The organism is Williamsia sp. D3 (assembly GCF_000506245.1).
Classification (GTDB): Bacteria; Actinomycetota; Actinomycetes; order Mycobacteriales; family Mycobacteriaceae; genus Williamsia; species Williamsia muralis.
Genome location: NZ_AYTE01000020.1, coordinates 117,316 through 142,890, shown reverse-complemented (window position 1 = coordinate 142,890; position 25,575 = coordinate 117,316). Strand labels below are relative to the sequence as shown.

The window sequence follows — 25,575 nt, the reverse complement described above, 5'->3', positions numbered from 1 at the left end:
CGAGGGAGTCCCCTATGAGCACAGCCGGGTTGGTCGCGAGCAAGAAGCTCGCCGAGAGGTACTCGGACGTTGTCCGCAGCCTTACGGCCGACGAGTGGGAGGCGCCAAGCCGCTGCGCCGGGTGGTCGGTGAAAGACCTGGTGGCACACACGGGTTCGAACTTCAAGGTGATGGTCGATCCCCCGGCCGAGGATCCCGGAGCACCGGCTCCCGCCACTGCCGAGGAGATGCAGGAACTGCTCGTGGCGCAGCGCCGCGACTGGACCAGCCTTCAAGTCGCCGACGAGTTCCTGAGCAGCGCCGACGGCGCCATGGGCGTGCTGGAGATGATGCAACAAGACGGTGTGGCAAGCACTCCGATGACCATGACAGACCTGGGAACGTATCAGAGTCACCAACTTTCGGATGCCTTTGCGTTCGACATGTGGTGCCACATGTATGTGGATCTACTGGCACCCGAAGGCCCGGTCACTCGCTCGGTCGCCGAGCCGGACAACGAGGTGCTGAGCGCTGCGATCGGCTGGATGTGGGCCGGACTGCCGCAGATGTGCAAGCCGGTCAGTTCGGTGCTCGACCGCCCGCTGGGCGTCCGTCTTTCCGGCCCGGGCGGCGGCGAGTGGACCCTGCGACCCGGCTCCGAGCTCCTCACCGTCGTGGCCGGAATCATCGACGCAGACACCGTGATCGCCTCTACTGCAACGTCTTTTGTGATGTGGGGCACAACTCGTACTTCATGGCGTGACCACGTGTCCGTCGATGGTGACTCCGACTACGCCTCGACCGTGTTGGACACCATCAACATCGTGTGACGGCCGACTCCCTGGGTTCCGAAACGGTTTGCCCGTGCGCGACGATGGGTACAGCGAGCGTGATCAGCCGGGTTCTGCCCATGTGCCCGGTGATCTGACGCCACGTCTGTCTCTCACCCACCACCTTTAGGGCTCGCACATGGGATCCATCCGGAAACGCCGCTTCGCTGCGTGCACATTTGTCGGCCTCGTCGGCGCCACACTCATCGGTGGAGGTATCGCCAACGGCGATCTGCCCATGAACTTGTCGATCTCTGGTCAGTCGTCACTGGCGACGATTTCGTCGGGCACGGCGCAGAACGTCACCTTGTTCGCCCGGGAGGTGGAGACCACCACCGAAGGAAATCTGCCCAGTGCCGCCATAAGCATGGAATCCGCGCAACTGACCGACGTGTGCCTCTCGACTGTGGCACACGGCCTTCCGTTCATCGGTGACGTGACCATGTACATCCGGGTTCCAGGCAACAACACAACCGTGGACAACCTGGTTGTCGATGCCTCCTCCGTGGGAGGGTCCGTGAAGGCGGGACCGGCGCAGCTCGGACTCGACGTCTCCGCGACGGGCCAGGCCGAGGGCGTGGTGACAGCCGGGAAGACGGCAGCGAACGCGACGATGACGCAAGCCCGCATCGACGTCATCTCCCTGAACGCCAGCGCGGTGTCGATGAAGAACTTCACCATCGACGTCGACAAGGGATCCACAACTTGCTGACCACGGAAAGCACTCAGACCCGACGCGCGCGATTCCGGAACTGGCGGACACAACGTCCGTTCTGGGGTGCCACCTTGATCATCTTGTCAGGTCTGTGCCTGCTGCTGCCCGCCTACACGACCATCCATGTCGGCGATGTCCTGGTCACCATCAGCACCATCTCCGGCGTATCCACCCTGTTGCTCGGCGCGCTGATGTTGCTGTGCGGAGTGGCTTCGTTGTTGCGTCCGAGCGTGAAGTTGCCCGCGGGTGTCAGCGCCATGATCATCGCGCTGGTAGCACTCCCGGCAGCCAACTTCGGCGGCTTCATCATCGGCACGTTGCTCGGCATCATCGGTGCGAGCCTGGTGCTGGCCTGGTCTGATGCCCCGCGTTCACCGGTCTCGGCAGAAAGCGCGGCCGACCGCCACGCGTAGGGCCGCCCGTCGTCGGCTGTGATCCTCCGGGCGGTCGTCACCGGTCGCGGTGTAGACGATGGCATTCTGGGCCCAGGTGCTCGCCAACGCGATCAACATGGACCACAAGTCTTCCGCACCTACATCGTCGACGAGGATCCCGCGCGCCTGGCCGTCCGAAATCGCCTGAAGCACATCGGCATCGCGGTTCGGTAGGTGCGCGAAGAGGGCGCCTGTGGGCGTGCGCTCCAACCTCGCCCAAGACAACAACCGAACAAGACACGGGTCCTCGAGGTACATGTCGTACAGACGTACGGCGTAACCGGGGAGATCGTCCGCGTCAAACGGCACGGTGTCCACGTCGGCATCAACACGCGCTGCGAACACGGCGTCGAACAACTTGTCCTTGCTGCCGAAGTAGCTGTAGATCTGCGACTTGTTGATCGGTGTGGTGGCAGCGATCCGGTCGACCCGGGCGCCGGCGATCCCGTAGGCCGCGAACTCCGCGGTGGCCGCGGCCAGTATTCGCCGCCTGGTCTCTGATGCGTCGCCCATGAACGCCCACTCTACCCAAAACCAACTCGTTGGTTGCACGGTCGGCGAACATGCCCTACCGTCAGATCCAACTGGTTGGTTGGTTATCGAGATGAGGAACAGATGCGAACAGTCACGGGCTATCGAGCGAGCACCACAACGTCAGGTGTCGAACCCTTCCGCTTCGAACGGCGAGAGCTCCGGGATGACGATGTTGCCGTACAGGTCACGTTCTGCGGGGTCTGCCATACCGACCTGCACGCGGTGCGCAACTCTGCGCCCGACCGGGGCTCGTCCCCCGTGGTCCCCGGTCACGAGTTCGTCGGGACAGTCACCGCGGTGGGAGGGGCGGTCACCGCATTCGAAGTGGGCGATGAGGTGGCGGTGGGCAACATCGTCGACTCGTGCGGGGACTGCGACATGTGCGGGGTGGGTCAGGAGAACTTCTGCCGAAACTATCCGACATTGACCTATGGCGGCACGGACCGACGTGACGGTTCGACCACCCTGGGTGCGTACTCCACCGAGTACGTTGTTCGCGACCGTTTTGTCTACCACCGTCCTTCGCTCCTCGATCCCGCAGCAGTGGCGCCTCTGATGTGCGCGGGAATCACGGTGTGGGAACCATTGCGCAGCAACTCTGTCGGTCCGGGCATGTCAGTCGGTGTGGTGGGAGCCGGCGGCCTCGGCCACATGGCCGTCAAGTTGGCGAATGCGCTCGGCGCCGAGGTCACGGTGTTCACGACGTCGACCGGAAAGGCCGAGGACGCCTCTCGGCTCGGCGCTCACCGCGTGGTGATCTCGACCGATTCCGCCTCGATGGCGGAGATGACCGGGAAACTCGACCTCATCATCGACTGCGTACCGGTGGAGCACGACCCGGCCCCATATCTCCGCTGTCTCGCTCTGGACGGAACCCTCTGCGTGGTGGGGCATCTCGGGCCGATGACGATCGACACCGTCGACCTGCTGATCGGCCGCAAGAGCCTCAGCTCTGCGGGCAGCGGCGGCCGCAGACACACGCAGGACCTGCTCGACTTCTGCGGTGAGCACAACATCACCGCAGATGTCGAAGTGCTGCCTTCACGCCAGGTGAACGAGGCATTGGAGCGGTTGTCTCGCAACGACGTGCGTTACCGGTTTGTCCTCGACATGGCCGATGCCGCCGAACTCAGCCGAGTCTGACCAACATCTTGCCGACGTTCCCGCCGCCGAGCATCGACAGGAAAGCGTCCACGGCGTTGTCCAGACCGTCGTAGATGGTGGATTCGGCGACCAGTTCGCCAGCCTCAAGCCAACCGACAACCCGATCCTCGAACTCGGGCCTCAGATCTTCGTGGTCACGGACGATGAAGCCGCGCAGAGTGATTCGCTTGAGGATGGCGTTCATCAACACGTCGATGGGCGGACGGTCAGGCCCACCGTTGGAGATCATCCCGCACAGCGCAACTCGGCCCCCGACCTTCAGAGACGACAGCGCGGCGACAAGATGGTCTCCACCGACGTTGTCGAAGTAGAGGTCGATGCCATCGGGAGCCGCGGCCCGCAGAGCCGAACCGATCGGCTCGCTGCGATAGTCGATGCCCGCGTCGAAGCCTAGATCCTCTATGAGCTTCCCCGCCTTCGACGGGCCTCCCGCGCTGCCGATCACGGTGCGCGCACCCATCAATCGCGCGAACTGGCCGGCTGTGCTGCCGACCGCACCGGCGGCAGCCGAGACGAAGACGTCGTCACCCGGACGTAGTTCGCCCGCACGGACCAAACCTGCGTAAGCGGTGAAACCTGTTTGCCCCAGCGCCCCGAGCCAGTGGTGCAGTTCGAGCCCGCGGGGATCGATGACCGCCGCGGCGGAAGCGTCGACCACGGCGTGTTCGCGCCAGCCCAACCGGTGGCGCACGTACGACCCGTTCGGGATCAGGCCGTTCCCGTCGACCACCACGCCCAGCGCCGAGCCGTCCAGCGGGGCGTCGACCTGGAAGTTGGTGGTGTAGTGCATCTCCGAAGTGCCCAGACGGCCCCGCATCGACGGGTCGACACTCATGAACAGGTTCTGCACCAGCACCTGACCGCCCGAGATCTCGGGCACAGCCGTGTCACGAACCTCGAAATGCTCTGGACGGGGCTCCCCGTCTGCCGGCCGCTCCTTCAGGAAGACCGCGCGCGTGGTGGTGATGACACCGCTGCTCACGGCAGCTCCAGGATTGTTACCGTGCCCTTGGAGCCATCGACCTCGACCAGCGCGCCGTCCGGGATCCTTCGGGTGGCCGCGGGAACGCCCGCTGTGCAAGCGATTCCGAGCTCGCGACTGACGATCATGGCGTGCGAACCCATGGCACCCACGTCGTGATCGCACCGGCGGACACCATGAACAGCGGAGTCCACGACGGATCGGTCTGCGGCGCGACGAGGATCTCGCCGACCTCGAACGTGTCGAGTGCGTCCATCGAGGTGATGACGCGGGTGCGCCCCGTGGTGACGCCCGGCGAAGCACCCGAACCCTGCAGCACGTCACCGACTTTCACACCCTCGACGACCGATTCGCCCTTGCGCTTGAGACCCGACAGCGGGGGCATCGGCTCCCGGGTGTCAAGGAACGTCGGCAGTTCCAGTCCGAACAGCTCGCGCCATTGCCGGTGCCGGTCGGCCAGTGTTCGTGTCATCGACTCCGGCGCGCTGGCCAGGGCGTCGAGTTCGTCGTCGACTGCCATGAAGACGTGGTCGGGTGAATCGAGATGACCCTGCGCGTGCAGCCGTCGGCCCAACTCGACCAGCGGGACACGTGCCTCGTGCAACACCTTGATGCAGTTGGTCTTTGCCCGTTCACGCCAGGCTGCGAACCGTCGGGCCGATGCGACCGCGGCGTCGAGGGTCGCGAGTGCCTCGGTGTCGTCACCCACGATGGCCCGGGCACGCGCCAACGCGTCGTCGGTGGCGGACGCATGTTCTGACAGCCGAGCGGCGGGTGATGCCGAATCGTCTTGCAGCCGGAGGCGATCGATCAGCGAGAAGACCAGGTCGGGCTTGGTCTCCCAGGAAACCGAACCGAGGTCCCACTCGTTCGGTCCTCGGTATCCGAAGTCGAGGAGGAACTGCTCGAGGGACGCGTCGAACTTCGGATCGATGCCGGCGATCCGCGCACCCACCCCGGCGACGCCACCGTCGAAAGCCGCCATCAGCTGCTCGTCGGCGCGGACAAGGCGACCGAGCTCCCACAACGCATACGACGGCAGGGCCGAATCGACGTCGCCGGCCGAACCGACAAGCGTGACGATGAGGTCCTGATGATCGGCACCCAGCAGTTGGCCGAGCACGGCGGGGCCGACAGCGGCGCAGTTGGTGGCCACCACCTCGCCACGCCAGGCGACCCGCTCCAGCGGCATCACCGAACGTGCTCGCGCGACGAGGGCTGCCGGGGTCAGCGACGTGAGGTCGGGCCGCTCGGTACGCAGTCGATCCGCGAGCGTGCGATCTTCCTCCAGTTCCGGGAAGGTTTCTGTAGATAGCGCCCAGGCGTTACGGTCGGCCAGGCGACGGCTGGCGTCTGCGTTCTCGTCGTCCGGATGGCCCACGTAGGCGGGGATGTCGGGGTCGCCGCCGTACCAGAGCTGGTCTACCAACTCCACCGGCAGTCCACCGCGGATCCCGACGAGCCGCGACATCGAGAGGTTGATGTACAGGTGGCCGTAGAAGATGCCGGATGATGCGGCCACGTCAGGCTTCTCCGCCAGCGAATAGCTGCCCAAGCTGGCGTAACCGAAGTTCCAACCGGGCAAGATGTTCTGGATCCATCCGAGATCGGCGCCCAGTGGGGTGATCGGATCGGACAGCACGTCGCTGGCGTTCAGCCGGGTGTACACGGGCAGGCGGTTGCTGGGATCGGTATCGACCAGCCAACGTTCTTCGGTCATCTCATCTCGACTCTGGGATAGTTTCTATATTTTGGGTGCAGTACTGTATGTGACATGTAACACTGTACCGAGACTGTAGACGAATACAAGTAACTTGTCTGCACTCACCGACCGTTGGTTCAAGGGAGATTTGATGAAGCTGCAAGACAAGGTCGTCGCCATCACCGGCGGTACCCAGGGCATTGGACGAGGGATCGCCGAGGCGGCTCTCGCCGAAGGCGCCAAGGTGGCGCTCAACGGACGGTCGGCCGAGAAGGGCGAGAAGGCACTGGCCGATCTCGGAGTCGGCGAGCGAGCCGCATTCTTCCCCGGCGACGTGACCGTACAGGCGGACGTCGAGGACTTCATCGAGCAGACGGTCGCCACGTTCGGACGCATCGACGTGCTGGTCAACAATGCCGGTGGTGCGAAGGACCTTCAGCCCACCGCCAAGCTCACCGATGACGAGTGGAATCTGGTGATGAACTGGAACCTCAACGCCAACTTCTGGGCCACCCGCCGCGCGCTGCAGCACATGCTTCCCAACAAGTACGGGCGCATCATCAACATCTCGTCGGTGGAGGGCAAGCAGGGCAAGCCTGTCTTCACCGCCTACGTCGCCGCCAAGCACGCGATCAACGGGATGACCAAGTCGATCGCCCGGGAGGTGGGCACCGAAGGCATCACCGTGAACGCGATCTGCCCGGGCCTGGTGATCACCGACATCATCAAGGACAACGGCCCCGCCACCGCCGAGGCGATGGGTATGTCATTCGAAGAGATGGTTGCTCTGTTCGCCGAGGAGTCGGCGATCAAGCGCCCCAACACTGTCGAGGAAGTTGCCGCAATGGCGATGCTGCTTGCCTCGGACGCGGGCGCCGGAATCACCGGAGCGCTACTCAGCGTCGACGGCGGCACCGCGTCCTACTGACTTCACCGGACTTCTCCGACCACGGAGGAGAGACATGAACCCACCGGTCGAGCCGCACATCGGCCGGTGGGTCCACTGTCCGATAGACCCGCGCCACCCCTGCGGTGTCACCTACGATTGCTCATCATGGACACACCCACGGCGCCTCTCGGCCACCGATGATCGGCCGCATCCGAAACCGCGCCGAGTTCCATCCCGACCTGCGCTTGGCATCGATGCTGTTGCCGCCTCGACTGGTGAGCCGTCGGACCCTGCCGATCATGCGGAAATTGAGGACCATCCTCCCCTCGGGCGGAGATGTGAAGGTTCACCAGCTCGAGACAGGCGCCTCTGCGCGGGTGTTCAGGCATCCGGGTGCCACCGCGCCATCGCCTGCACTTCTGTGGATACACGGTGGCGGATACGTCATCGGTGCAGCCGCGCAGGACGACGGCCTCTGCCGTGCCTTCGCCGAGAAGCTCGCCGCGACAGTGGTTTCCGTGGACTATCGGCTGGCTCCGGACAATCCGTACCCGGCCGCACTCGACGACTGCGACGCCACCCTGCAATGGATGGCCACTCGGCCGGACATCGACCCTGCCAACATCGCAATCGGTGGTGCAAGCGCAGGAGGTGGGCTGGCGGCGGCACTGGCGTTGCGTGCTGCCGACCGCGGCGAGATCAACCCGGTGCTACAGCTCCTGTCGTATCCGATGCTCGACGACCGGTCGGAGACACCTGATCGACATCATCGGCTGTGGGACGCGCGGAGCAATCGCTTCGGCTGGCAGAGCTATCTCGGCGACGCCGATCCGGCGACGGCGGTGCCGGCACGTCGCGAGAACCTCAGCGGCGTCGCGCCGGCATGGATCGGGGTCGGCACACTCGATCTGTTCTTCGACGAGGACAAGAGGTATGCCGAGCGCCTCGAAGAGGCCGGCGTGCCGTGTGAGTTCGTCACCGTACCGGGCGCCTTCCACGGGTTCGATCTGGTGGCGCGAGGGGCAGAGGTGTCCAGGACGTACTTCGGATCGCAATGTGATGCTCTGAGAAGGGCTTTCGCAGCCTAAGCGGGTCCCGGGCTGATCAGTCCGGTGATGGCCCATTCGAGGCACCGCGCCAGGATGGTGTCGAATTGGGGAACCACCCAGCTGCCCCGGTCCACCTTGCCGAGGTCGTCGATGCCCAGGTCCTGCACGTCGAATCGTCCCCGGCAGTGACCGAGAGTGAAGTAGCAGACCGTTCCATCGCCGTGGTCCTTGAGGTACAAGACGGGCCGGGGCTCGTCCACACTGGTATGCCCCTCCTCGAAACCTGTTGATGCGCCGACGAACCGGGTGTGCGCGAGCACCTGAATGGGCGGGTGCAGTTCGCTGATGTACAACTCGTCGGTCACCTCGAACGGTTCCACGTCGGCCACGAACGGATGGCCCGGATCGGTGATCTCGACGAGGTACGGTGCAATCGGCGGGTGTCCGAGGAACTGACTTCCGATCACAGCCGGCAGCTCACCCATCGACCTGGGGGTCACGTACTTGCTCGGGCTTCCCGGCGCCGTCGGCTCGATCGCCGAGTTGGTCCCGTGCAGGGCGAGCCATCTACCGCCACGTCCGACGAAGTCGATCAGTGCTTGTTGCTGGCCGGCGTCGGGGACCACGTTGCACGTATAGGTGATCAGCATGTCCGCCGAGTCGATCGCTTCGAGACAGTCGTAGTTCTCGAAGACGCGGGTACGCACGTGCTCGTAGTCCGCCAAGGCCGAGAGCAGTTGCAGCCGAGCGTAGTCGAAGTCGTGCCATTGGCCACCACACACCAGTACCGCGTCGGTACGGCCCGAGGGTCCAGACATGTGTTCCTCTCTCCGCGTGAACCGGTACCGCGTTCAGCCGTGTGCGTGCAGTGCCTTGCCCGCCAACGCGAGATGCGCCTCACCGAGCGCTTCAGCCTGTGTGGGATGGGCGTGGATCAACTGGGCGACATCGCCGGCAGTCGCTTCCCAGTTGTAGATGAGTTGTGCTTCACCGATGAGCTCACCGACGCGGGCACCAACCATGTGGATACCGACAACCGGTCCGTTCTCGCCGGCACGCACGAGCTTGATCCCGCCTGTCGTGCGCAGGATGCGGCTCTTGCCGTTGCCACCGAGATCGTAGACGGCCGTGGAGACGTCGCCGTACTTCTCGGCCGCCTCCGACTCTGTCAGGCCCACCGATGCCACTTCCGGGTTCGAATACGTCACCCGGGGAATTCCCTTGTCCGCGATGGGCATCGCGTCCAGTCCGGCGAGTTGCTCGGCCACCAGGATGCCCTGGGCAAAGCCACGATGCGCCAGTTGCGGCCCGGGCACGATGTCCCCCACCGCGAACACACCTGGCACGCCGGTCTGCAACAACTCGTCGGTGATCACCCACCCGCGGTCGACTTCGACGCCGGCCTCTTCGAACCCCAGCCCGGCAGTCCGTGGACCCCGTCCCACCGACACCAGCAGCAGATCCGCGCTGACGTGCCTGCCGTCGGCCAACCCGACGTCGACGCCGCCGTCGGCGTCCGTGGCCACGGATGCAAAAGCGGTACCCGTCAGGCTCTTGATGCCTCGTTTGCGAAATGCGCGCTCGACCTGCTTCGAGCTCCACTCGTCCTCGGTGGGCAACAGGCGCGGAGCAGCTTCCACGATGGTCACCTCGGTGCCCAGAGATGCCCAGACACTGGCGAATTCGCATCCGATGACACCACCACCGAGAACCACCACCCGATCGGGAACGGTGTCGAGTTCGAGTGCCCGGTCACTGGTCATCACAGGCCCTCCGAGCTCGAGTCCGGGGAGGCTCCTGGCCTGTGAACCTGTCGCGAGCACCAGCGCCTCTCCGCGGTATCGGGCACGCCCACCCGCGGCGAGTTCGACTTCGACCGTGCGGTCGGCGACCACTCGGCCGTAGCCGGCGACAACCTCGATACCGCGCGAGGCCACCAAGCCCTGGAGCCCGCGATAGAGGCCGGCGATGACGTCGTTCTTGTAGCTGTTGACGGCACTCATGTCGATGCCGTCGAGGGTGGCCTTGATGCCGAAGCCGTGGGCTTCGCGCACCGAGTCGGCCACCTCGGCCGCGTGCAGCAACGCCTTGGTGGGGATGCACCCGTTGTGAAGGCATGTGCCGCCGAGTTTTCCGGCTTCGACGAGGACCACCGACATGCCCAGCTGCGCCGCACGCAGGGCGCACGCATAGCCGCCGGATCCGCCGCCGAGGATGACCACGTCGGCCGGCTGATCATTGTTGACGCTACTGGTCATGTCGTTTTCCACTCGCCGAGATATCGATCAGAAGTCGAAGCGGTTCGTGAATCCGCCGTCGACGACCAGGTTGGTTCCGGTGATGTGACCGGCAGCGGGGGATGCCAGGAACACCACGCGTTCGCCACGTCCTCGGCCGAACCGAGTTTGCCCATCGCCGCGGCCTCGAGCGCACCCTCGTAGAGAGCCGGACGACTGGTCTTGATCGTGTCCCAGGCGCCGCCTTCGAAGAAGATCGGCCCCGGCGATACCGAGTTGACGCGGATACCCTTGGGGCCGAGTGCTTTTGCCTGTGCTGAAGCATGCTGCAACGCGGCCGCTTTCAGGGCGCCGTAACTGTTGGCCGTGGTGATCGGGCCGGCCTCGAGAGCGAGGTGGTCGCGATGGCGACCACGGCGGCCGCCTCGCTGTTCTCGAGATGACCGGAGGTCGATTCGATGAAGTTGACCAAGCTCATCAGATCCACGTTGAAGCTGTTCACCCACGCCTGCGGGCCCTTGCCGGTGGCGGCAGATGCGTTGACGATCACGATGTCGATTCCGCCGAGGGCTTCTGCGGATGCATCGACAAACGACTTGACCGACTCACTGTCGCCGACGTCGACCGCCTTGTGAAAAACCGTTCCGTACTCGGACAATTCGGCGGCGACCTCATCGAGGTGTTCCTGACCGCGCGCACAGATTCCGACGGAGGCACCCTCGTTCAACAGGGTCCGGGTGATGGCCAGGCCGATGCCGCGGCTCGCACCACTGACGATTGCGCGCTTGCCTTTGAGATCGAGATCCATTGGTACTCCTTGTGATGGCGGAGGCGGGTGGCCCCCTGGAAGGTCAGAGATTCATTGCTCCCACGTGTGTCTGGAACGACAGCACGTGGGAGAAGTCGTTGATGGACTGCACCGCGCGGCGCGTGTCCGCCCCCCGCAGAACCGAGATGGATGTGTGGTGCACCCGCACCGGCATGTCGAATCCACTGCCCAGTGCGTCGGCGAGCGCGGCGTTGATGACGCCGCCGTGAGCGGTGACGACCACCCGTTGACCGGGATGCGCGTCGATGATGCGCGACAGCTCGCCGAGCACACGTGCCCGGAATGCGGCCCCGTCCTCGGCGTACGGAAAACGCCTCGTACCGTCTGGTGCGGATGTGTTCGCGGAAGATGGTCGAGATCTCTTCGTGAGGCAGCACCTCGAACGGCGACTGGTCTGCGGGGAAGTTCTGCCACGGTTCGAACTCGGTGAGGGTGTCGCGCACCTCGGGGGTCAAACCGTGCCGGGCACCGATCTCGGTGCCGGTACGCAGCGCCCGTTGCAACGGCGAGCTGTACACGGCGTCGACCCGGGTGGCTGCCAGGCGGTCGGCAACCGCCTGCACCTGGCGTTCACCGGTCTCCGACAGCGGCGGGTCCACGATCTCCCCGGCGCTCAACTCCTTGGTGAGCTGCTGCTCACCGTGACGCACCAACACGAGCTCGCACAAGCCGTCCAGAGGCGCGAACGGATTGTCGAGGTCTATGGAGCGGGCACGCGGCTGACTGAGCACTCTGCCAGTGAACCACAAACTGTCGTCGGTCTAAAGATACGTTTTCGAATTGCCAGCTAGATGCCCTGAGCGAGCGTCAAAAGTGCGGTCGGAGACCAGCGATGTGCATCACACGCTGCAGATGTCCGCCGCCAACTCTCGGACCTCGTCGGAGAACTTTCGGCGGCCGAGGTTGGCCAGCACAGCGTCTTCGGTGAGCCATGACGCGGCTGAGACCTCCAGCAGACTCGACAGCGCGGTTGCGGCGGCAGCCTGCTTCGCCTTCGACGCGACACGATTTCGCGTCCGCAGCTCGGCCGAGAACACCGCGAGCATCTCGAGGCGCACCTCTCGGCGTAGTGCCTCGATCGACAGACTCCAGCCGGGCGACCGGACGAAGTAGACCAGCGACGCAGACCGCTGGCTGTCGGTCCATTCCAGCAATCGCACGATGATGTCGCCCAGCGGTGCGTCTGGATCCTCGGCCACTGTGCCCCGCAGCTCATCGAGCAGTTGCTCTGCGAAAAGGCGCAGGCCACCGAGCAGCACCTCGTCTTTGGACGGGTAGTGGTAGTAGACCGCGGCCGACGTCATGTGCGCTTCGGCAGCGATGTCGGCGACGGTGACGTCCTCGATCGACCGGACGGAGTACAGGTGCATCGCCGCTTCGACCACCACTTCGCGCCGCGAGGGCCTGTGTGCTGCTCTTTTGGTCCCCTTGCCCACCGGGGTCGCGGCAGCAGACGTACCAGCGCCGGACCTCCCTGGCTCCCCACCCTTGCTTGTCATGCACTAGATGATGACAGGCGGAACAAGTTCTCGAGGCTGTGACATCCTGATGTGGTAACTCAAGGGGCAATGCAGTCATCCGGGGCGAGGAGGAACGACTGTGGCACGGCGGAAGACAACCACACCGGCATCGAACGGTGAACGCACCACCGACAGCCGGACGCTGGACACCGACGAGAACTGGCTGGGCTGGGACTCGCTGCCTGCGGCGGATGACCAACCGGGCGGTGGCCTCGGGTCGCCGACACCCGAACCGGCAGACGACTCCGACCCCGATGAGCCCGTGAAGAAGACCGCACCGGCAAAAGGCACGGCGCACCGGCCGTCACGGCGCCACCTGATCGTGAAAGCGGCGGTCAGGGTGTTTTCGAAGAAAGGCTTTGCCGAGGCCTCCATCCAGGAGATCGCCGAGGAAGCCGGCATGGTCCCCACCGCCGTCTACTACCACTTCGCCAGCAAGGAAGAGCTGTTCGAGAGCGCTCTGGGATACGCGATGGACGCCAGCTCCAAGGCGGCGTACTCGGCCCGACCCGATGACGTCTCTGCAGATGCCGACTCGTTCAAAGAGGTCGTCTCGGCCGTGTGGGACTGGACCGCGGAGCACCCGAACTCGGCACGCATGCTGTTCCTGCAGATGGCGGGCGGCGCGACTCCCGGAACACGCCTGCTCACCAAGGAGTACGAGGAACGGCACATCCGCCGCGCATTCGACTACTTCCCGGTGACCGATGTGCCTCCCAACAAGCGGGCCGCCGCGGCACAACACGCAGCCCGCTCACTTCGGGTGCGCACGATGATCGCGATGACCATCGCCATCCAGCCACTCCGTATCGAGGGTGGGCCGCTCGCCGACATCCCCGCCCCCCGGCTACGGACTGCGACCACCGAGGTCTGCTCGAGGATGATCGAAGGTCGCTGACCCACCCCTCCATGCCACTCCGTCGAGTAACTTGACAGCAATACCAGTTGAGTTCGATGAAGTGGAGCGTTTCGATGCGAGTTCTGGCTGTCACGGGTGGGCATTCCTTCGACCGGGAGGCCTTCGCGGAGTTCCTCGACTCCCTGCCTGCGGACATCACGTGGCGTGAGCATCCGGACGCAGACATCTCCGCTGCGGAACTCGCCGAGTTCGACGCATCACTCCACTACGACATGCCCGGGACCCTTCCGGAGCCGACCGATCCCCCAGAATCGATCCGTGAGGCCGTCCGATCAGCGCCCGACACGGGCCACGGGTACGTGGTGCTCCACCACGCGCTCGCATCCTGGGCGCGCTGGGATGAGTGGGCAGAGTTCGTCGGGGGTCGCTACCTCTATCAGCCAGGCGTGGTCCGTGGCGTCACCTGCCCCGATTCGGGCTATCGACACGCAGTGCCAGAGACGATCTCGGTGGTCGACGCGGCTCACCCGGTGGTCTCGCGGGTGCCCGCAGAGTTCGGGCTGACCGACGAGACGTACCTGTGCGAGGTCTTCGAAGACGACGTCGAGCCACTGCTGCGCACCGATGCCGAGATGACCGACGCCGTCCACTGGTCGACGTCGCTGGCCATGGCGGGCCGCCGCGACCACCGCGAGGGCTGGCGACATCGCGAGGGCTCCTCCCTGGTCGGGTGGACGAAGACCAATGGACGAAGCCGGCTGGTCTACCTGCAACCCGGCGACAAGGCCCCCACGTTGCGCGACGCCAACTACCGAGCCCTGGTGTCGGGTGCACTCGAATGGGTGGGCCGTCGCCGCTGACCTACTTTTTGGTGACAACCTAAAGAAATCTGTGCTCGCGATCACTCTTCGCTGCTACAGTTAGTGCATTCGGTACCAAGTAAGGCAGCGAGTCTCAGAAGAGGGAGCACGCGATGCGTCAGATCAAGCATCCGATGAGCCGGGCGATCTATGAATTCGATGAGGATTTCAACGTCCGGGTCACCACCAAAGACGGCAAGACCGGCACGTTCGACCCCGAGGGTCGGTACCTGCACGGTGAGGTGAAGGCTGTAGATCCCGAACTGGCCCGGTGGGTGGGTCTCGGACCGCGCGAACCGGTGCCGATCACCCAGAACCGGCGTTTCATGGGCGCAGCCAAGCTGCTCGAGAAGATGCAGGCCGACAAAGCAGCACAGGATGCTCTCGCCGTCAGCCTGGAACAAGGAGGCAAACTGTGACCACCGAAGCGCGCCCCACCGGGCAGTCGGCAGCCGACGACGGTTTCATCGAGAACGGAACCGCGTACCAGCGACTGCTCGACACCGACACCCATCCGGTGCCCGACATCCTGCGCGAGGAGTCGCACGAGAAGTACGAAGACCAGAACTTCGTGCCGGTCTCCCGCTACATCAGCCGCAAGTACCACGAGCTCGAGCGCGACCGCATGTGGTACAAGGTCTGGCAGATGGCATGCCGCGAGGAAGAGATCCCAGAACCGGGCGACACCCTCGTCTACGAGATCTGCGAGAAGTCGATCCTCATCGTGCGGGGCAAGGACATGAGCATCCGCGCGTTCTACAACTCGTGCCTGCACCGTGGCCGCACGCTGCGCGAAGAGGACGGGCCAGCAGGTAACGAGATCCGTTGTCCTTTCCACGGATTCGCCTGGAACTTCGACGGGTCGCTCAAATCCATGACCTGTGCCTGGGACTTCCCTCAGGTCGACCAGGGCAAGATGGATCTGCCGCAGGTCAAGGTCGACACCTGGGGTGGTTTCGTCTTCATCAACATGGACCCGGCGTCTGAATCGCTCGCGAGCTTCCTCGGCGATCTCGGAAAGCACTTCGAGGCCTGGCCTTTGGAGGACCGCTACATCCAGGCCCATGTCGCCCAGGTCATCCAGGCCAACTGGAAGATCGCGCAGGAGGCCTTCTCCGAGGCATTCCACGTCATCACCACCCATCCGCAGCGAGTGGTGGGCACCGGCGACTCGAACAGTCAGTACGACAGCTGGGGAAACTTCAACCGCGGCATCACCGCGAACGGTGTACCCAGCCCGCACATCAAGTTCGTCCCGTCCGAGCAGGAGATGTTCGACTCGATGGTCGACGCCCGCATCGACGAGGACCCGATGGTGACACTGCCCGACGGCGTGACCGCCCGCGAGATGTCCGGGATGCTGGCCCGCGAGGGCCTGCGCGACATCATCGGAGATGTCAAGGCAGACAACATGTCCGATGCCGAGTCGCTCGACAGCATCTACTACACCGTGTTCCCCAACTTTCATCCGTGGGGCGCCTACCAGCGCATCGTCTACCGATTCCGGCCCAACGGCGACGACCACGAGACGTCGATCATGGACGTCTACCTGCTCGGCCCCTTCAAAGGCGAGCGGCCCAAGCCGGCGAAAACCCAATGGCTCGAGCCTGATCAGTCGTGGATCGAGGCGACCGTTCTGGGTAGCTCTGCGCGGGTGTTCGACCAGGATGCCTACAACATGCCCAAGGTGCACAAGGGTCTGAAGTCGGCACAGTCGAAGTACCTGCCATTGGCCCGGTACCAAGAGGTGAAGATCCGCCACATTCATCATCTGCTCTCGCAGTGGATCGGCGAGGACGTCGACTGACCGTGTCCGCGACCATGAAAGCGCTGCAGTACCGCGAGTTCGGGGCGCGTCCGGAGGTCGTCACAGTCGACAAACCGGTGCCGGGGCCCGGCGAGGTGCTGCTGAAGATGACCGCATCGGGTGCGTGCCACTCCGATGAGTTCATCATGTCGACGCCTGCCGACCAATACGTGTTCGCACCACTGCCGTTGACCCTCGGGCACGAGGCGCCGGCATCGTCGAGGAACTCGGCCCGGGCACCACCGGCATCGAGGTCGGCCGAGCGGTGCTGGTGTACGGACCGTGGGGCTGCGGGATGTGCCATTCCTGCGCGCAGGGCAGTGAGAACAACTGCGTTCACGGGATCAGCGCACCCGGAATCCACCGACCGGGCACCATGGCCGAGTACATGATCGTCGACAGTCCAAGGCATCTCGTGCCGTTGGGTGATCTCGACCCGGTCGCGAGCGTTTCACTGACCGACGCCGGACTCACGCCGTATCACGCCATCAAGCCCTCGCTGTCGCGTCTGTCCCCCGGCACCACCGCACTGGTGATCGGGGTCGGCGGTCTGGGTCACGTGGGTGTTCAGTTGCTCCGTGCGCTGACTCAGGCAACTGTCATCGCTGTTGATCTCGATCGATCGCGGGTCGATCAGGCCCTCGAACTGGGTGCGCACCACTCTTTCATCTCCGATTCCGATGCGGGAGAACGCATCAGGGAGCTCACCGGTGGTCGCGGCGTCGATGCGGTCTTCGACTTCGTCGGTGCGCAGAGCACCGCCGATCTGGCGCAATCGTTGGTGGCCGTGGCCGGCGAGATCGTCCTGATCGGTGTCGGCACAGGCACCGTGGGAGCCGGGTACCTCACCCTGCCGTTCGATGTGTCTGTGCGCGTGGTCAACTGGGGCTCGCGTAGCGAACTGATGGAGGTCATCGAACTCGCCAGACGCGGTGCGATCAGCGTGACGGTGTCCGAGTTCTCGATGGACGACGCGCCATCGGCCTATGAACAACTCCACGCGGGCAAGGTCCGGGGTCGGGCCGTGGTGGTTCCCACCCGCTAGCTCCGCCGACCGTGCCCTAACATCCGCCGACCGTGCCCTTATCTCGATCGACCGTGCCGTTATATCCGCCGAACGTGCCCTTATATCCGCCGAACGTGCCTTTATCCCGATTGAACGTGCCCTTGTTTCGGCCCGTTCGACCGATCCGATGAAGTAGTCGATCGTCACCGATGCATGACTGGCGAATCGCGTCGTCACGCTCAGCGGTGGGATCGAATATCGGCCCGGTCAACGGGTTTAACGGCCCGGGCGGCGGGTATAAGGGCCCGGTGGGCGGGGATAAGGGCCCGGTCAACGGATTTAACGGCCCGGTCGACGGGGTTATCGGCCCGGTCGGCGGAGATTAGGGCCCGGTTGGCGGGTCAGTAGATCGCTTCGCGGTGCGGATCGAAGTAGTGGCCGATCCGCCGGGCGGAGAGCTGACGGAAGATCTCGCCTGCGGCCGTCGGCCACGCGGAGGTGGTGACTGCCTCGCTCGCTCGCAACAACGTCACCGAGACCAGGGCGACGCGGCCGAGTGGGGTGTCGAAACCACCCGGGGCGCCCCAGCCCTTGTTGCTCAGCAGTACACCCACAGTGCTGCCGACCGCCCACTCGCGGGGCGCTCGTACCCCGGCGAGCTCCACATACACCGGGTCGACCGAAGCGGTGATGGTGCGTACGAAGTCTTGCCCACCAGAGGCGGCATGGGCCGCGACCGCGGCGATGATCGTGAAAAGCCAATGTTCGCGCGCGCTTTCGTCGGCACGCAGCTCGGGGTCGATGGACTCGACGAAGAACTCCGCGCCCACACCGACCATCGATCCGTTCAGCGCACCGACAAGACTCGGCGCCGACAGACCATCGGTGGCCACCACGGTGGTCCGTTCGCGCGCCACCACCCGAAAGCCCCTGGTACCGCCTGGCCACAACACCTCGTTGTCGGGTAGCGGTGCGAGTATCTGCTCATACATCCGTCCGACGCCCCGCCAGATGTTGTCGCGTGCCGTCTGCGCCTCACGTGCGCCCGGAACATCCTGTGTCGACTCCTGGCCGCGAATCGCAACGCCCACTCCTCCGCCGTGCTGCACCGGAGCCGGAGTCGACGGCACCTGCGAACGGGCATGCGCCCGTTCGAACGCACGCTGGGTGAACGCCATCTCGTTGGACTCAGGAGTCATTGCAGGCGAGGGGATCTCGACCACCGCGTCGTCGGCTACGAGAAACACCAGACGCATGCGGCCGCCTGATCGCGCCGGGTCGGCTGGTGTTTGGGTGAAAACCCGCCAGCCCGCCTGAATCCGTTGCGCTGCCAGGGAGTACAGATTGTGCCCCGCGTGGTCGATCCGGTGGTTGCGGATGAAGTCCAGCGTGATGGTCACCGCTGCAGCGGCATCGGTGGCGCGGGCGGGCACCGACCCTGCGGATGGGAACGGGAAGTAGGAGCCCGACAGCAGGTGTGCGAGGGGAACGCCGCCGACGTAGTCGACCAACCACTGCGGGGCATCCCGCGGATACCTCAGCAGATCGTCGCGGTAGGCATCGGCATCGAAGATGAGCGCCGGATCGATCGGCCCGTGCTCACCGTGGTCGAACCGGACAACCGGGGCGCCGGGCCCCAGCACGATCTCGAGCAGCAGGCACGCATCCGCCCCGGATTGATACCGCCCCACCCTCAGGTCTCTGGCCACTTCGAGCGCAGGCAGCGGCATCGGAATGGGCGTCGGTGGCACAGGCCCGAAGTACGTCAGGGCGTAGCGGGTGGCGGTACCGGCAAAACTGAATGTGGCTTTCGCTCCGGTGGCACCGAGAGGCGCGACCGATTGGATGAGCCTGCCGATGGTCGAGATGAACTCGGGCTCAGCCATCAGGCGGGCTTGCGTCGAGGACCAATACGTCATCGCGCAGTCACCTCCCCACCTGCGGCCTTCGGATCCGTCACGTGTCGCGATCTTGTGATCGGCGTGCGATCGAAGCCATTATCGCGCATGTGGGGAGGTGCGCGTCTACCTATCCGTTCCGGCGGTCACGCCACTTGCACAGTTCGGTGGCCAGCGAGATGTCGTAGTCGGGGCCGTTGACACCGACCGTGAACAGGGAAACGCCCTCGTCGGCGAGACTGTCGGCGAGCTTCACGGCTTCGTCGAGACCGCCTGCCTGCGACAGCTCCGCCGAGTGGGCGATCTCACCGGGGTCGCGACCGACTGTTGCGCAGTGATCGGCCAGTACCTGCGACTTGTGCCGGTAGGTCTCCAGGTCGACGAACGAGTGCCAATAATGAGCGTGCTGGGCGACGAACTTGAGCGTCTTCTTCTCGCCGCCGCCACCGATCAGGATCGGGATCTCGCGAACGGGCGCCGGGTTGAGCTTCGCGAACCGGTTCTTGATCCGGGGCAGTGCCTCGCCGAGGGCGTCCAAACGGCTTCCCTTGGTCCCGAAGTCGTACCCGTACTCGGTGTAGTCGCGCTCGAACCAGCCCGAGCCGATACCGAGGATCAGCCGGCCACCCGAGATGTGGTCGACGGTGCGGGACATGTCGGCCAGCAGATCCGGGTTGCGGTAGCTGTTGCAGGTGACCAGCGCGCCGAGCTGAATGCGTGAGGTCTGCTCGGCCCACGCCGCGAGCATCGTCCAGCATTCGAAGTGCGCGCCGTCCGGCTCACCGTAGAGCGGGTAGAAGTGGTCCCAGTTGAACGCGACATCAACACCGGCGTCTTCGGCGCGGCGAACCGCGTCACGGATGTTGTTGTAGTCGTCCGCGTGCTGTGGCTGTAACTGGACTGCGATCTGAATTGGTGTGCTCATGAGTTCCAGTGTGCATCAACCGTGCCGACGGATCGCGGCCTGCGCGGCATGCATGCCACACATACCGTGGACACCGCCGCCGGGCGGGGTCGACGACGCGCACAGATAGACACCGTCCACGGGGGTTGCGTATGGCACGCGCGCAGCCACGGGCCGCGTGAACAATTGCCGCAAATCGGACACGCCCGAATTGATGTCGCCGCCTACGTAGTTCGGGTTGTACACCGAGAGCTGCTTGGCCGTCATGCTGTGCCTGGCGATGATCACGTCCTTGAACCCTGGGGCGCAGCGTTCGATCTGCGCTTCCACCGCTTCGGTCATGTCGACGTCAGAGCCATGAGGCACATGGCAATACGCCCAGGCGACGTGTTTGCCGTCCGGAGCACGTGATGGGTCGATCACGCTCGGCGTTCCGCCGATGAGATTGGGACGCTCCGGATGGCGTCCTGCCTTCACGTCCTCTTCGTTCTGCCTGATCTGCTGGTCGTCCGAGGCGATGTGAAAGGTCGCCGACTTCGCGGTGTAGGGGTCGTTCCACGGGATCGGTTCACTCAATGCGTAGTCGATCTTGAACGACCCTGGGCCATAACGGTATTTGGCCAGGCGGCTACGGTACCGGGTCGGCAGACGGTCGCCCATGATCCTGCTGAACTGGGTCGGGTCGATGTCGAAGAACTTCAGGCGGGTGTCGGGCATGTCATCGAAACTCCGCACGGGATGATCGGTTCGGATCTCGCCACCGTGAGCTTTGAGCGCGCCGGCGAGGGCATCGGCGATCGACTGACTCCCGCCTCGCGCGATCGGCCACCCGCCCGCGTGCGCAAGCATCCCGAGTATCAACCCGAACGATGCCGTGGCCACCCCGCTGGTGGGCCGGACCACGTGAGTTGCGATGGCCGCGAACAACGTACGGGTGCGTGGATCTCGGAACATGATCTTGTTGAACGCGTCTGCACTCAGCAGCGCCTGCGGCCCGAACCTGGCCGCCACCAACAGGTGGCGCGGGATCCGGAACGGGCCGAAGAAGTCGCTGATCAGGTCTTGCGAGTGTTTGGCCGCAAATCCGAGGGTCGCGCCCCACGCGGCAGCGTCACGGCCGAGCGTCTCCTGGGTACGCGCGAGATCCCGGAACAGCGGCAGAGCGGTGCCGTCACCGAACACCTGCGACAGCTGTACCTCGGGGTCGAGCCATTCCAGCCCATACCGGCCCAGATCCATCGAATTGAATGCCGGCGAGGCCAATCCGGTCGGGTGCACCACCGAGCACATGTCGTGCCAGAAGCCGGGTTCGGTCAGTTCGCTCGTCCGGGTTCCACCACCGATCGTCGGATGAGATTCGAGCACCAGGACCTTGTGACCGGCTTTGGCGAGTGTGACCGCTGCCGACAAACCGTTGGGTCCTGATCCGACCACCACCGCGTCGTAACCATCCGCCCTCACAAACACCAACCTTAATCGCGTAACCGCGAGTCTTTACCGCTGATTCATGTTCAGGTTCCCGCCGGTTTCACTGCGATGCCTACCGTTCGACAAGTTGGTCGAAGCCCGCGACCTCGTCAGCCCATCACTTTCGTCAGCACAGGGAGTCACCACGGTGAGAGTTCCACTTGCCATTTTTGATAAACACGCAGGCGCCTCGAAACGCTCCCGCGTGACGTGCCACTACAAATGTGGCGACGCATGCTGGCATGAACCTCCCAACACCAGCGACAACGAGTACTTCCGGGACATCGCCCGCAACGCGGTCTCACGTCGCTCGGTACTGCGTGGTTCGGCCGCTGCAGTGGTCGCGGTGGGAGCCACCTCGGCCCTCGCCGCATGCGGTGATGACAGCAAGTCGACGGCACAACCGTCGAGTGCGGTGGAGGTCACCGGCACCGGCGACGGCAACGGGATGAACTTCGTGCCCGTCGCGCCGAACACCGAGGACGCCCTGGTCATCCCCGATGGGTATGAGCAGGCCGTGGTGATCATGTGGGGCGACCCGGTGGTCCCCGGGGCACCCGCGTTCGATTTCGACAACCAGACCCCTGAGGCGCAGGAAAAGCAGTTCGGGTTCAACAACGACTTCGCCGGACTGATCCCCATCGAGGGACAGGCGGGGCACTACTACCTGGTGGTCAACCAGGAGTACACCAGCGAAGAGTTCATGTTCAAGGGATACAAGCCGAAGGAACCGACCGAGCAGCAAGCGCGGATCGCCATGGCTGCACACGGCATCACCGTTGTCGAGGTGAAGAGCGAAGACGGGTCGGGCAAGTTGACTCCCGTTGTCGGCGAACGGAATCGACGCCTCACGGCGATGAGTCCGTTCACCCTGACCGGCCCGGCGGCCGGCAGTGAGTTCGTGAAGACCAACGCCGATCCCCAGGGGACCACGGTGCTCGGCACCATCGGCAACTGCTCCGGTGGTCTCACGCCGTGGGGAACCATGATCTCCGGCGAAGAGAACTTCAACGGTTACTTCACCGGCGCGTCCACCGTCACCGATTCCACGGCGAAAGACCGCCTCGAGCGGTACAGCTTCGACGATGAAGACGACTTCCATCAGTGGGGCAGGTACGAGACCCGGTTCGATCTGGCGAAAGAACCCAACGAGGCCAACCGATTCGGCTACGTCGTGGAGGTCAATCCACACGACCCCAAGTCCACTCCTGTCAAGCATTCCTCGATGGGTCGCCTCAAGCACGAGGGCGCCAACATCTTTGTCACCGACGACGGCACCGTGGTCGCCTACACCGGTGACGACGAGCGCTTCGAGTACATCTACAAGTTCGTGTCCAGCAGGAAGATTCAGCCAGGCGTGGGTGCGGCGGCCATGCAGCACAACATGACCATCCTGTCGAACGGCACCCTGTACGTGGCCCAGCTGACCGGCAACCAGCCCGATCAGATCGACGGCAGCGGCAAGCTCCCTTCCTCGGGATCGTTTGCCGGAACGGGCAAGTGGTTCCCGCTTCTCACCGTCACCGACGACGGCGCCGAGTCCAAGGTCGAGGGCATGACGGCCCAGGAGGTGGCAGTGTTCACCCGGCTGGCGGCCGACAAGGTCGGTGCCACCAAGATGGACCGTCCCGAAGACATCGAGCCACATCCCAAGACCGGCAAGGTCTACTGCGCGCTGACCAACAACGACAAGCGCGGCACGGCGGGCAAGGCCGGCGTCGACGAGGCCAATCCCCGGAACGAGAACAAGAACGGACAGGTCATCGAGTTCACCGACGACCATGCCGGTACGGAGTTCACCTGGGACCTGTTGCTGGTGTGTGGTGACCCGGCCGCCGCCGACACCTACTACGGCGGATTCGACAAGACCAAGGTCAGCCCCATCTCGTGCCCGGACAACGTGGCCTTCGATCCGCACGGGAACCTGTGGATCTCCACCGATGGCAACGCGCTGAAGAACAACGACGGACTGTTCGCCGTGGCACTCGAGGGCGACAACCGCGGCGAGACGAAGCAGTTCCTCACCGTGCCGAGAGGTGCCGAGACCTGCGGTCCGATCATCGACACAGACCGGATCATCGTGTGCGTCCAGCACCCCGGCGAAGAGGACGAGTACTCGGCCGACAAGCCTTACTCGAACTGGCCCGAAGGCGGCGATTCGCAGCCTCGCCCGTCGGTGGTCTCGGTGTGGAAGTCGGGCGGTCAGATCGGCGTCTGACCCGCTCCCTGCCGGATTCGCTCCGCTTACCGACGTCTGCTCCCGTTGTAACGGGCGCGAACGCGCGTGAGTGGAGCGAATCTGCCGGTGAGGTCAGGGCTTGGCTGTCAACGCGGCGACGATGGCGGCGACCTGCGCGGCCAGCGCGTCGGCGGAACCCTCGTCACCGGTGAACCACCGGAAGAGTGCTTGCTGGAACAGACCGTCGAAGATCGCGTAGGCCACCGGCGGACTCAACACCGGGGGCCGACCGGTGAACTCGGAATGGCGTGTGACCATTCGCCAGATCATCGCTTCCAGACCCTGTTCGATCTCGCCGACGGCGGGCCGGAAGACCTCGTCGAAGTAGCTCTGGGCCCGCATGTCGTACCAGAGACGGTGCATCGGAGCCTCGTCCGTCAGGCTCGTCGCCATGGCGGCCGAGAATCGTTTGGCGAGGTCATCGACGTTTTCGGAGCCGTCGATAGCCGCGTCGTACCGGGTGACACATTCGGCTTTGTACTCGCGGACTCCGAAGATGATGAGTTCGTTCTTGTCGGCGAAGTAGTAGTGGAGCACCCCGTGGGTGAAGTCGGAGTTGCTGGCGATGTCGCGAAGACTGGTGTTCGCATAGCCCCGTTCCGCCAGAGTGGCCAGCGCCGACCGGGCAAGCTCTCGCTGCCGTTCGCCGAACTTGTCCACGCGACTCTCTGCGCGCGTCCTCCGGGTTGAGGTGCTCATCACCGAGCAGTTTAGATCCGGGTCACGGCCGGAACAATGGCGAACTGACTGTTTTTGCAGTCAACGCGTCACGCCAGGAACTCGATGATCAAGTCGCCGACGACCTCGGGTTGTTCGAGATGCAGGAAATGCCCGGCTGCCTCGACAACGCGGACGTCGCTGCCGGCAGGCAACACCGCACCCGCCCGTTCGGCGAAACCGGCCTGCATACATCCGTCGTCGGCACCGTGCAGGTAGAGGGTGGGTGTGCGGGCTTCGCCTGTCATCGCCCTCTGCATCGATCGGTATCGCTCGGCGGGCCGGGTGGGTCGCAGCGTGGCCCGGTAGTACGCCAAGACCGCGGTGCGATGCGCTGCGGTGGGCAACGAGTCGAAGACGTACCGCAGGTCTTCGGTGGCGTCGAATCCCGGTGACCATCTCCGCCAGAGGAGCGGGATGAGCTTGTCCAATGTCCGCTCAGACAGGCGCGGCAACTGGACGAACATGGTGTACCAGCTCAGAAAGGCCTGCCGTGCATACAATTTCGCCATCGCTGCGGGATCGGAACGCACCTGGGTGAAGGCCCCGATCGGAGGTACCGCCATCGACACCACGGTGCGGAACGGCGAGCCTTCGAAGGCCGCCAGCCCATTCGATGTGAGTGCACCCCAGTCGTGTCCGACGACCACGGCCTGATCATCGGCGCCCACGGACCGGTGGATCTCCACGGCGTCGTACATCAGTGCGCCCACGTGGTAATCGCCGTCGCGGGCGAGCCCGGAGGGCGCGTATCCCCTGCCGAACGGAGCGATCACCCGGTAGCCCTGCTCGGCCAGCCGCGGTCCGAGGTGCCGCCACGTGTACGCGGTGTCAGGGAACCCGTGTAGGCACAGAGCCAGTGTGCCGTCTGCCGGCCCCCAGGCGAACGCCTGCAGATCCACGGTCGGCAACGTCAGTGAGATCGACTCGGCTCCGGCGGGTGGCTTTTGCATG

The 25,575-nt window shown here is 64.6% G+C and carries 25 protein-coding genes and 2 pseudogenes; 12 read left to right on the top strand and 15 right to left on the bottom strand.

Annotation, left to right across the window (positions count from 1 at the left end; all coding sequences use genetic code 11):
- The first annotated feature begins 14 nt into the window (after nt 1-14).
- The 3 genes from W823_RS43905 (at nt 15) to W823_RS0129305 (ending at nt 1,937) form a co-directional block, all read left to right on the top strand.
- Nucleotides 15-809 (top strand): maleylpyruvate isomerase family mycothiol-dependent enzyme, encoded by a 795-nt coding sequence (locus W823_RS43905; protein ID WP_023958558.1) that lies wholly within the window; start codon nt 15-17, stop codon nt 807-809.
- Between the two features lie 139 nt (nt 810-948).
- Nucleotides 949-1,521: a DUF6230 family protein gene (locus tag W823_RS0129310; RefSeq protein WP_031332417.1), complete on the top strand. Its 573-nt coding sequence runs from the start codon at nt 949-951 to the stop codon at nt 1,519-1,521.
- Nucleotides 1,515-1,937 carry a DUF6114 domain-containing protein gene (locus W823_RS0129305; protein WP_235189541.1) on the top strand — a complete coding sequence of 141 codons (423 nt, stop codon included), beginning with the start codon at nt 1,515-1,517 and terminating at the stop codon, nt 1,935-1,937. Before W823_RS0129310 ends, W823_RS0129305 begins: the two co-directional genes overlap by 7 nt.
- On the opposite strand, the gene W823_RS43900 is transcribed toward W823_RS0129305, so the two are convergent.
- Nucleotides 1,896-2,471 carry a TetR family transcriptional regulator gene (locus W823_RS43900; RefSeq protein ID WP_023958556.1) on the bottom strand — a complete coding sequence of 192 codons (576 nt, stop codon included), beginning with the start codon at nt 2,469-2,471 and terminating at the stop codon, nt 1,896-1,898. The two genes, W823_RS0129305 and W823_RS43900, sit on opposite strands and share 42 nt — an antisense overlap.
- A gap of 102 nt (nt 2,472-2,573) precedes the next feature.
- Here W823_RS43900 and W823_RS43895 point away from each other — a divergent pair, with 102 nt between their 5' ends.
- The gene (locus W823_RS43895; protein WP_023958554.1) at nt 2,574-3,635 is read left to right on the top strand and encodes an NAD(P)-dependent alcohol dehydrogenase; all 1,062 of its coding nucleotides are present in this window, start codon (nt 2,574-2,576) and stop codon (nt 3,633-3,635) included.
- On the opposite strand, the gene W823_RS43890 is transcribed toward W823_RS43895, so the two are convergent.
- The 3 genes from W823_RS43890 to W823_RS43885 are packed head-to-tail and all read right to left on the bottom strand — an operon-like array spanning nt 3,622 to nt 6,358.
- Nucleotides 3,622-4,638, bottom strand: a complete 1,017-nt coding sequence (locus W823_RS43890; RefSeq protein ID WP_023958552.1) for an NADP-dependent oxidoreductase — start codon at nt 4,636-4,638, stop codon at nt 3,622-3,624. The two genes, W823_RS43895 and W823_RS43890, sit on opposite strands and share 14 nt — an antisense overlap.
- Complete coding sequence (locus tag W823_RS58855) at nt 4,635-4,781, bottom strand: PEP-utilizing enzyme (RefSeq protein ID WP_023958550.1); 147 nt, start codon at nt 4,779-4,781, stop codon at nt 4,635-4,637. The genes W823_RS43890 and W823_RS58855 overlap by 4 nt, the downstream gene beginning before the upstream one ends.
- The gene (locus tag W823_RS43885; protein WP_023958548.1) at nt 4,763-6,358 is read right to left on the bottom strand and encodes a hypothetical protein; all 1,596 of its coding nucleotides are present in this window, start codon (nt 6,356-6,358) and stop codon (nt 4,763-4,765) included. The genes W823_RS58855 and W823_RS43885 overlap by 19 nt, the downstream gene beginning before the upstream one ends.
- A gap of 133 nt (nt 6,359-6,491) precedes the next feature.
- Here W823_RS43885 and W823_RS43880 point away from each other — a divergent pair, with 133 nt between their 5' ends.
- Both W823_RS43880 and W823_RS43875 read left to right on the top strand, forming a co-directional pair.
- Complete coding sequence (locus tag W823_RS43880) at nt 6,492-7,268, top strand: SDR family NAD(P)-dependent oxidoreductase (RefSeq protein WP_031332414.1); 777 nt, start codon at nt 6,492-6,494, stop codon at nt 7,266-7,268.
- 158 nt (nt 7,269-7,426) lie between these two features.
- On the top strand, nt 7,427-8,317 hold the full coding sequence (locus tag W823_RS43875) for an alpha/beta hydrolase (protein WP_023958544.1): 891 nt from the start codon (nt 7,427-7,429) through the stop codon (nt 8,315-8,317).
- On the opposite strand, the gene W823_RS43870 is transcribed toward W823_RS43875, so the two are convergent.
- From W823_RS43870 to W823_RS43845, 6 genes and pseudogenes are all read right to left on the bottom strand, one after another.
- Nucleotides 8,314-9,096: a ThuA domain-containing protein gene (locus W823_RS43870; protein ID WP_023958542.1), complete on the bottom strand. Its 783-nt coding sequence runs from the start codon at nt 9,094-9,096 to the stop codon at nt 8,314-8,316. The genes W823_RS43875 and W823_RS43870 overlap by 4 nt on opposite strands.
- Nucleotides 9,097-9,129: 33 nt before the next feature.
- Nucleotides 9,130-10,536 (bottom strand): dihydrolipoyl dehydrogenase, encoded by a 1,407-nt coding sequence (lpdA, locus tag W823_RS43865; protein WP_031332412.1) that lies wholly within the window; start codon nt 10,534-10,536, stop codon nt 9,130-9,132.
- Entirely contained in the window at nt 10,533-10,847 is a 315-nt protein-coding gene (locus tag W823_RS59285; RefSeq protein ID WP_255326182.1) for an SDR family oxidoreductase, read from the bottom strand. The genes lpdA and W823_RS59285 overlap by 4 nt, the downstream gene beginning before the upstream one ends.
- Before the next feature lie 11 nt (nt 10,848-10,858).
- A complete protein-coding gene (locus tag W823_RS59280) occupies nt 10,859-11,323 on the bottom strand; it encodes an SDR family NAD(P)-dependent oxidoreductase (protein WP_255326179.1) in 465 nt (154 codons plus the stop codon).
- Between the two features lie 43 nt (nt 11,324-11,366).
- Nucleotides 11,367-11,943 (bottom strand): annotated as a pseudogene (locus W823_RS56615) (histidine phosphatase family protein).
- Nucleotides 11,944-12,183: 240 nt separating this feature from the next.
- A complete protein-coding gene (locus W823_RS43845) occupies nt 12,184-12,843 on the bottom strand; it encodes a TetR/AcrR family transcriptional regulator (RefSeq protein ID WP_051406521.1) in 660 nt (219 codons plus the stop codon).
- Nucleotides 12,844-12,943: 100 nt separating this feature from the next.
- Here W823_RS43845 and W823_RS43840 point away from each other — a divergent pair, with 100 nt between their 5' ends.
- The 5 genes and pseudogenes from W823_RS43840 (at nt 12,944) to W823_RS43820 (ending at nt 17,435) form a co-directional block, all read left to right on the top strand.
- Nucleotides 12,944-13,762 carry a TetR/AcrR family transcriptional regulator gene (locus W823_RS43840; RefSeq protein WP_023958532.1) on the top strand — a complete coding sequence of 273 codons (819 nt, stop codon included), beginning with the start codon at nt 12,944-12,946 and terminating at the stop codon, nt 13,760-13,762.
- A gap of 74 nt (nt 13,763-13,836) precedes the next feature.
- Nucleotides 13,837-14,583: a ThuA domain-containing protein gene (locus W823_RS43835; protein WP_031332410.1), complete on the top strand. Its 747-nt coding sequence runs from the start codon at nt 13,837-13,839 to the stop codon at nt 14,581-14,583.
- Nucleotides 14,584-14,696: 113 nt separating this feature from the next.
- A complete protein-coding gene (locus tag W823_RS43830; RefSeq protein WP_023958528.1) occupies nt 14,697-15,002 on the top strand; it encodes a hypothetical protein in 306 nt (101 codons plus the stop codon).
- Complete coding sequence (locus W823_RS43825; RefSeq protein ID WP_023958526.1) at nt 14,999-16,390, top strand: SRPBCC family protein; 1,392 nt, start codon at nt 14,999-15,001, stop codon at nt 16,388-16,390. Before W823_RS43830 ends, W823_RS43825 begins: the two co-directional genes overlap by 4 nt.
- Before the next feature lie 14 nt (nt 16,391-16,404).
- A pseudogene (locus W823_RS43820) lies at nt 16,405-17,435 on the top strand (NAD(P)-dependent alcohol dehydrogenase).
- 362 nt (nt 17,436-17,797) lie between these two features.
- Here the strand turns inward: W823_RS43820 and W823_RS43815 are convergent.
- The 3 genes from W823_RS43815 to W823_RS43805 form a co-directional block, all read right to left on the bottom strand.
- Nucleotides 17,798-19,315 (bottom strand): hypothetical protein, encoded by a 1,518-nt coding sequence (locus W823_RS43815; protein ID WP_031332409.1) that lies wholly within the window; start codon nt 19,313-19,315, stop codon nt 17,798-17,800.
- A gap of 109 nt (nt 19,316-19,424) precedes the next feature.
- On the bottom strand, nt 19,425-20,219 hold the full coding sequence (locus W823_RS43810; protein ID WP_023958520.1) for an LLM class F420-dependent oxidoreductase: 795 nt from the start codon (nt 20,217-20,219) through the stop codon (nt 19,425-19,427).
- Nucleotides 20,220-20,234: 15 nt separating this feature from the next.
- Entirely contained in the window at nt 20,235-21,659 is a 1,425-nt protein-coding gene (locus W823_RS43805; RefSeq protein ID WP_031332408.1) for an NAD(P)/FAD-dependent oxidoreductase, read from the bottom strand.
- Between the two features lie 154 nt (nt 21,660-21,813).
- Here W823_RS43805 and W823_RS43800 point away from each other — a divergent pair, with 154 nt between their 5' ends.
- Nucleotides 21,814-23,883, top strand: coding sequence for a PhoX family phosphatase (locus W823_RS43800; protein ID WP_031332407.1), 2,070 nt, complete (start codon nt 21,814-21,816; stop codon nt 23,881-23,883).
- Between the two features lie 93 nt (nt 23,884-23,976).
- Here the strand turns inward: W823_RS43800 and W823_RS43795 are convergent, their stop codons facing one another.
- Nucleotides 23,977-24,603, bottom strand: coding sequence for a TetR/AcrR family transcriptional regulator (locus W823_RS43795; protein WP_038253236.1), 627 nt, complete (start codon nt 24,601-24,603; stop codon nt 23,977-23,979).
- Nucleotides 24,604-24,671: 68 nt separating this feature from the next.
- Nucleotides 24,672-25,574, bottom strand: a complete 903-nt coding sequence (locus tag W823_RS43790; protein WP_023958513.1) for an alpha/beta fold hydrolase — start codon at nt 25,572-25,574, stop codon at nt 24,672-24,674.
- Nucleotide 25,575: the final 1 nt, after the last annotated feature.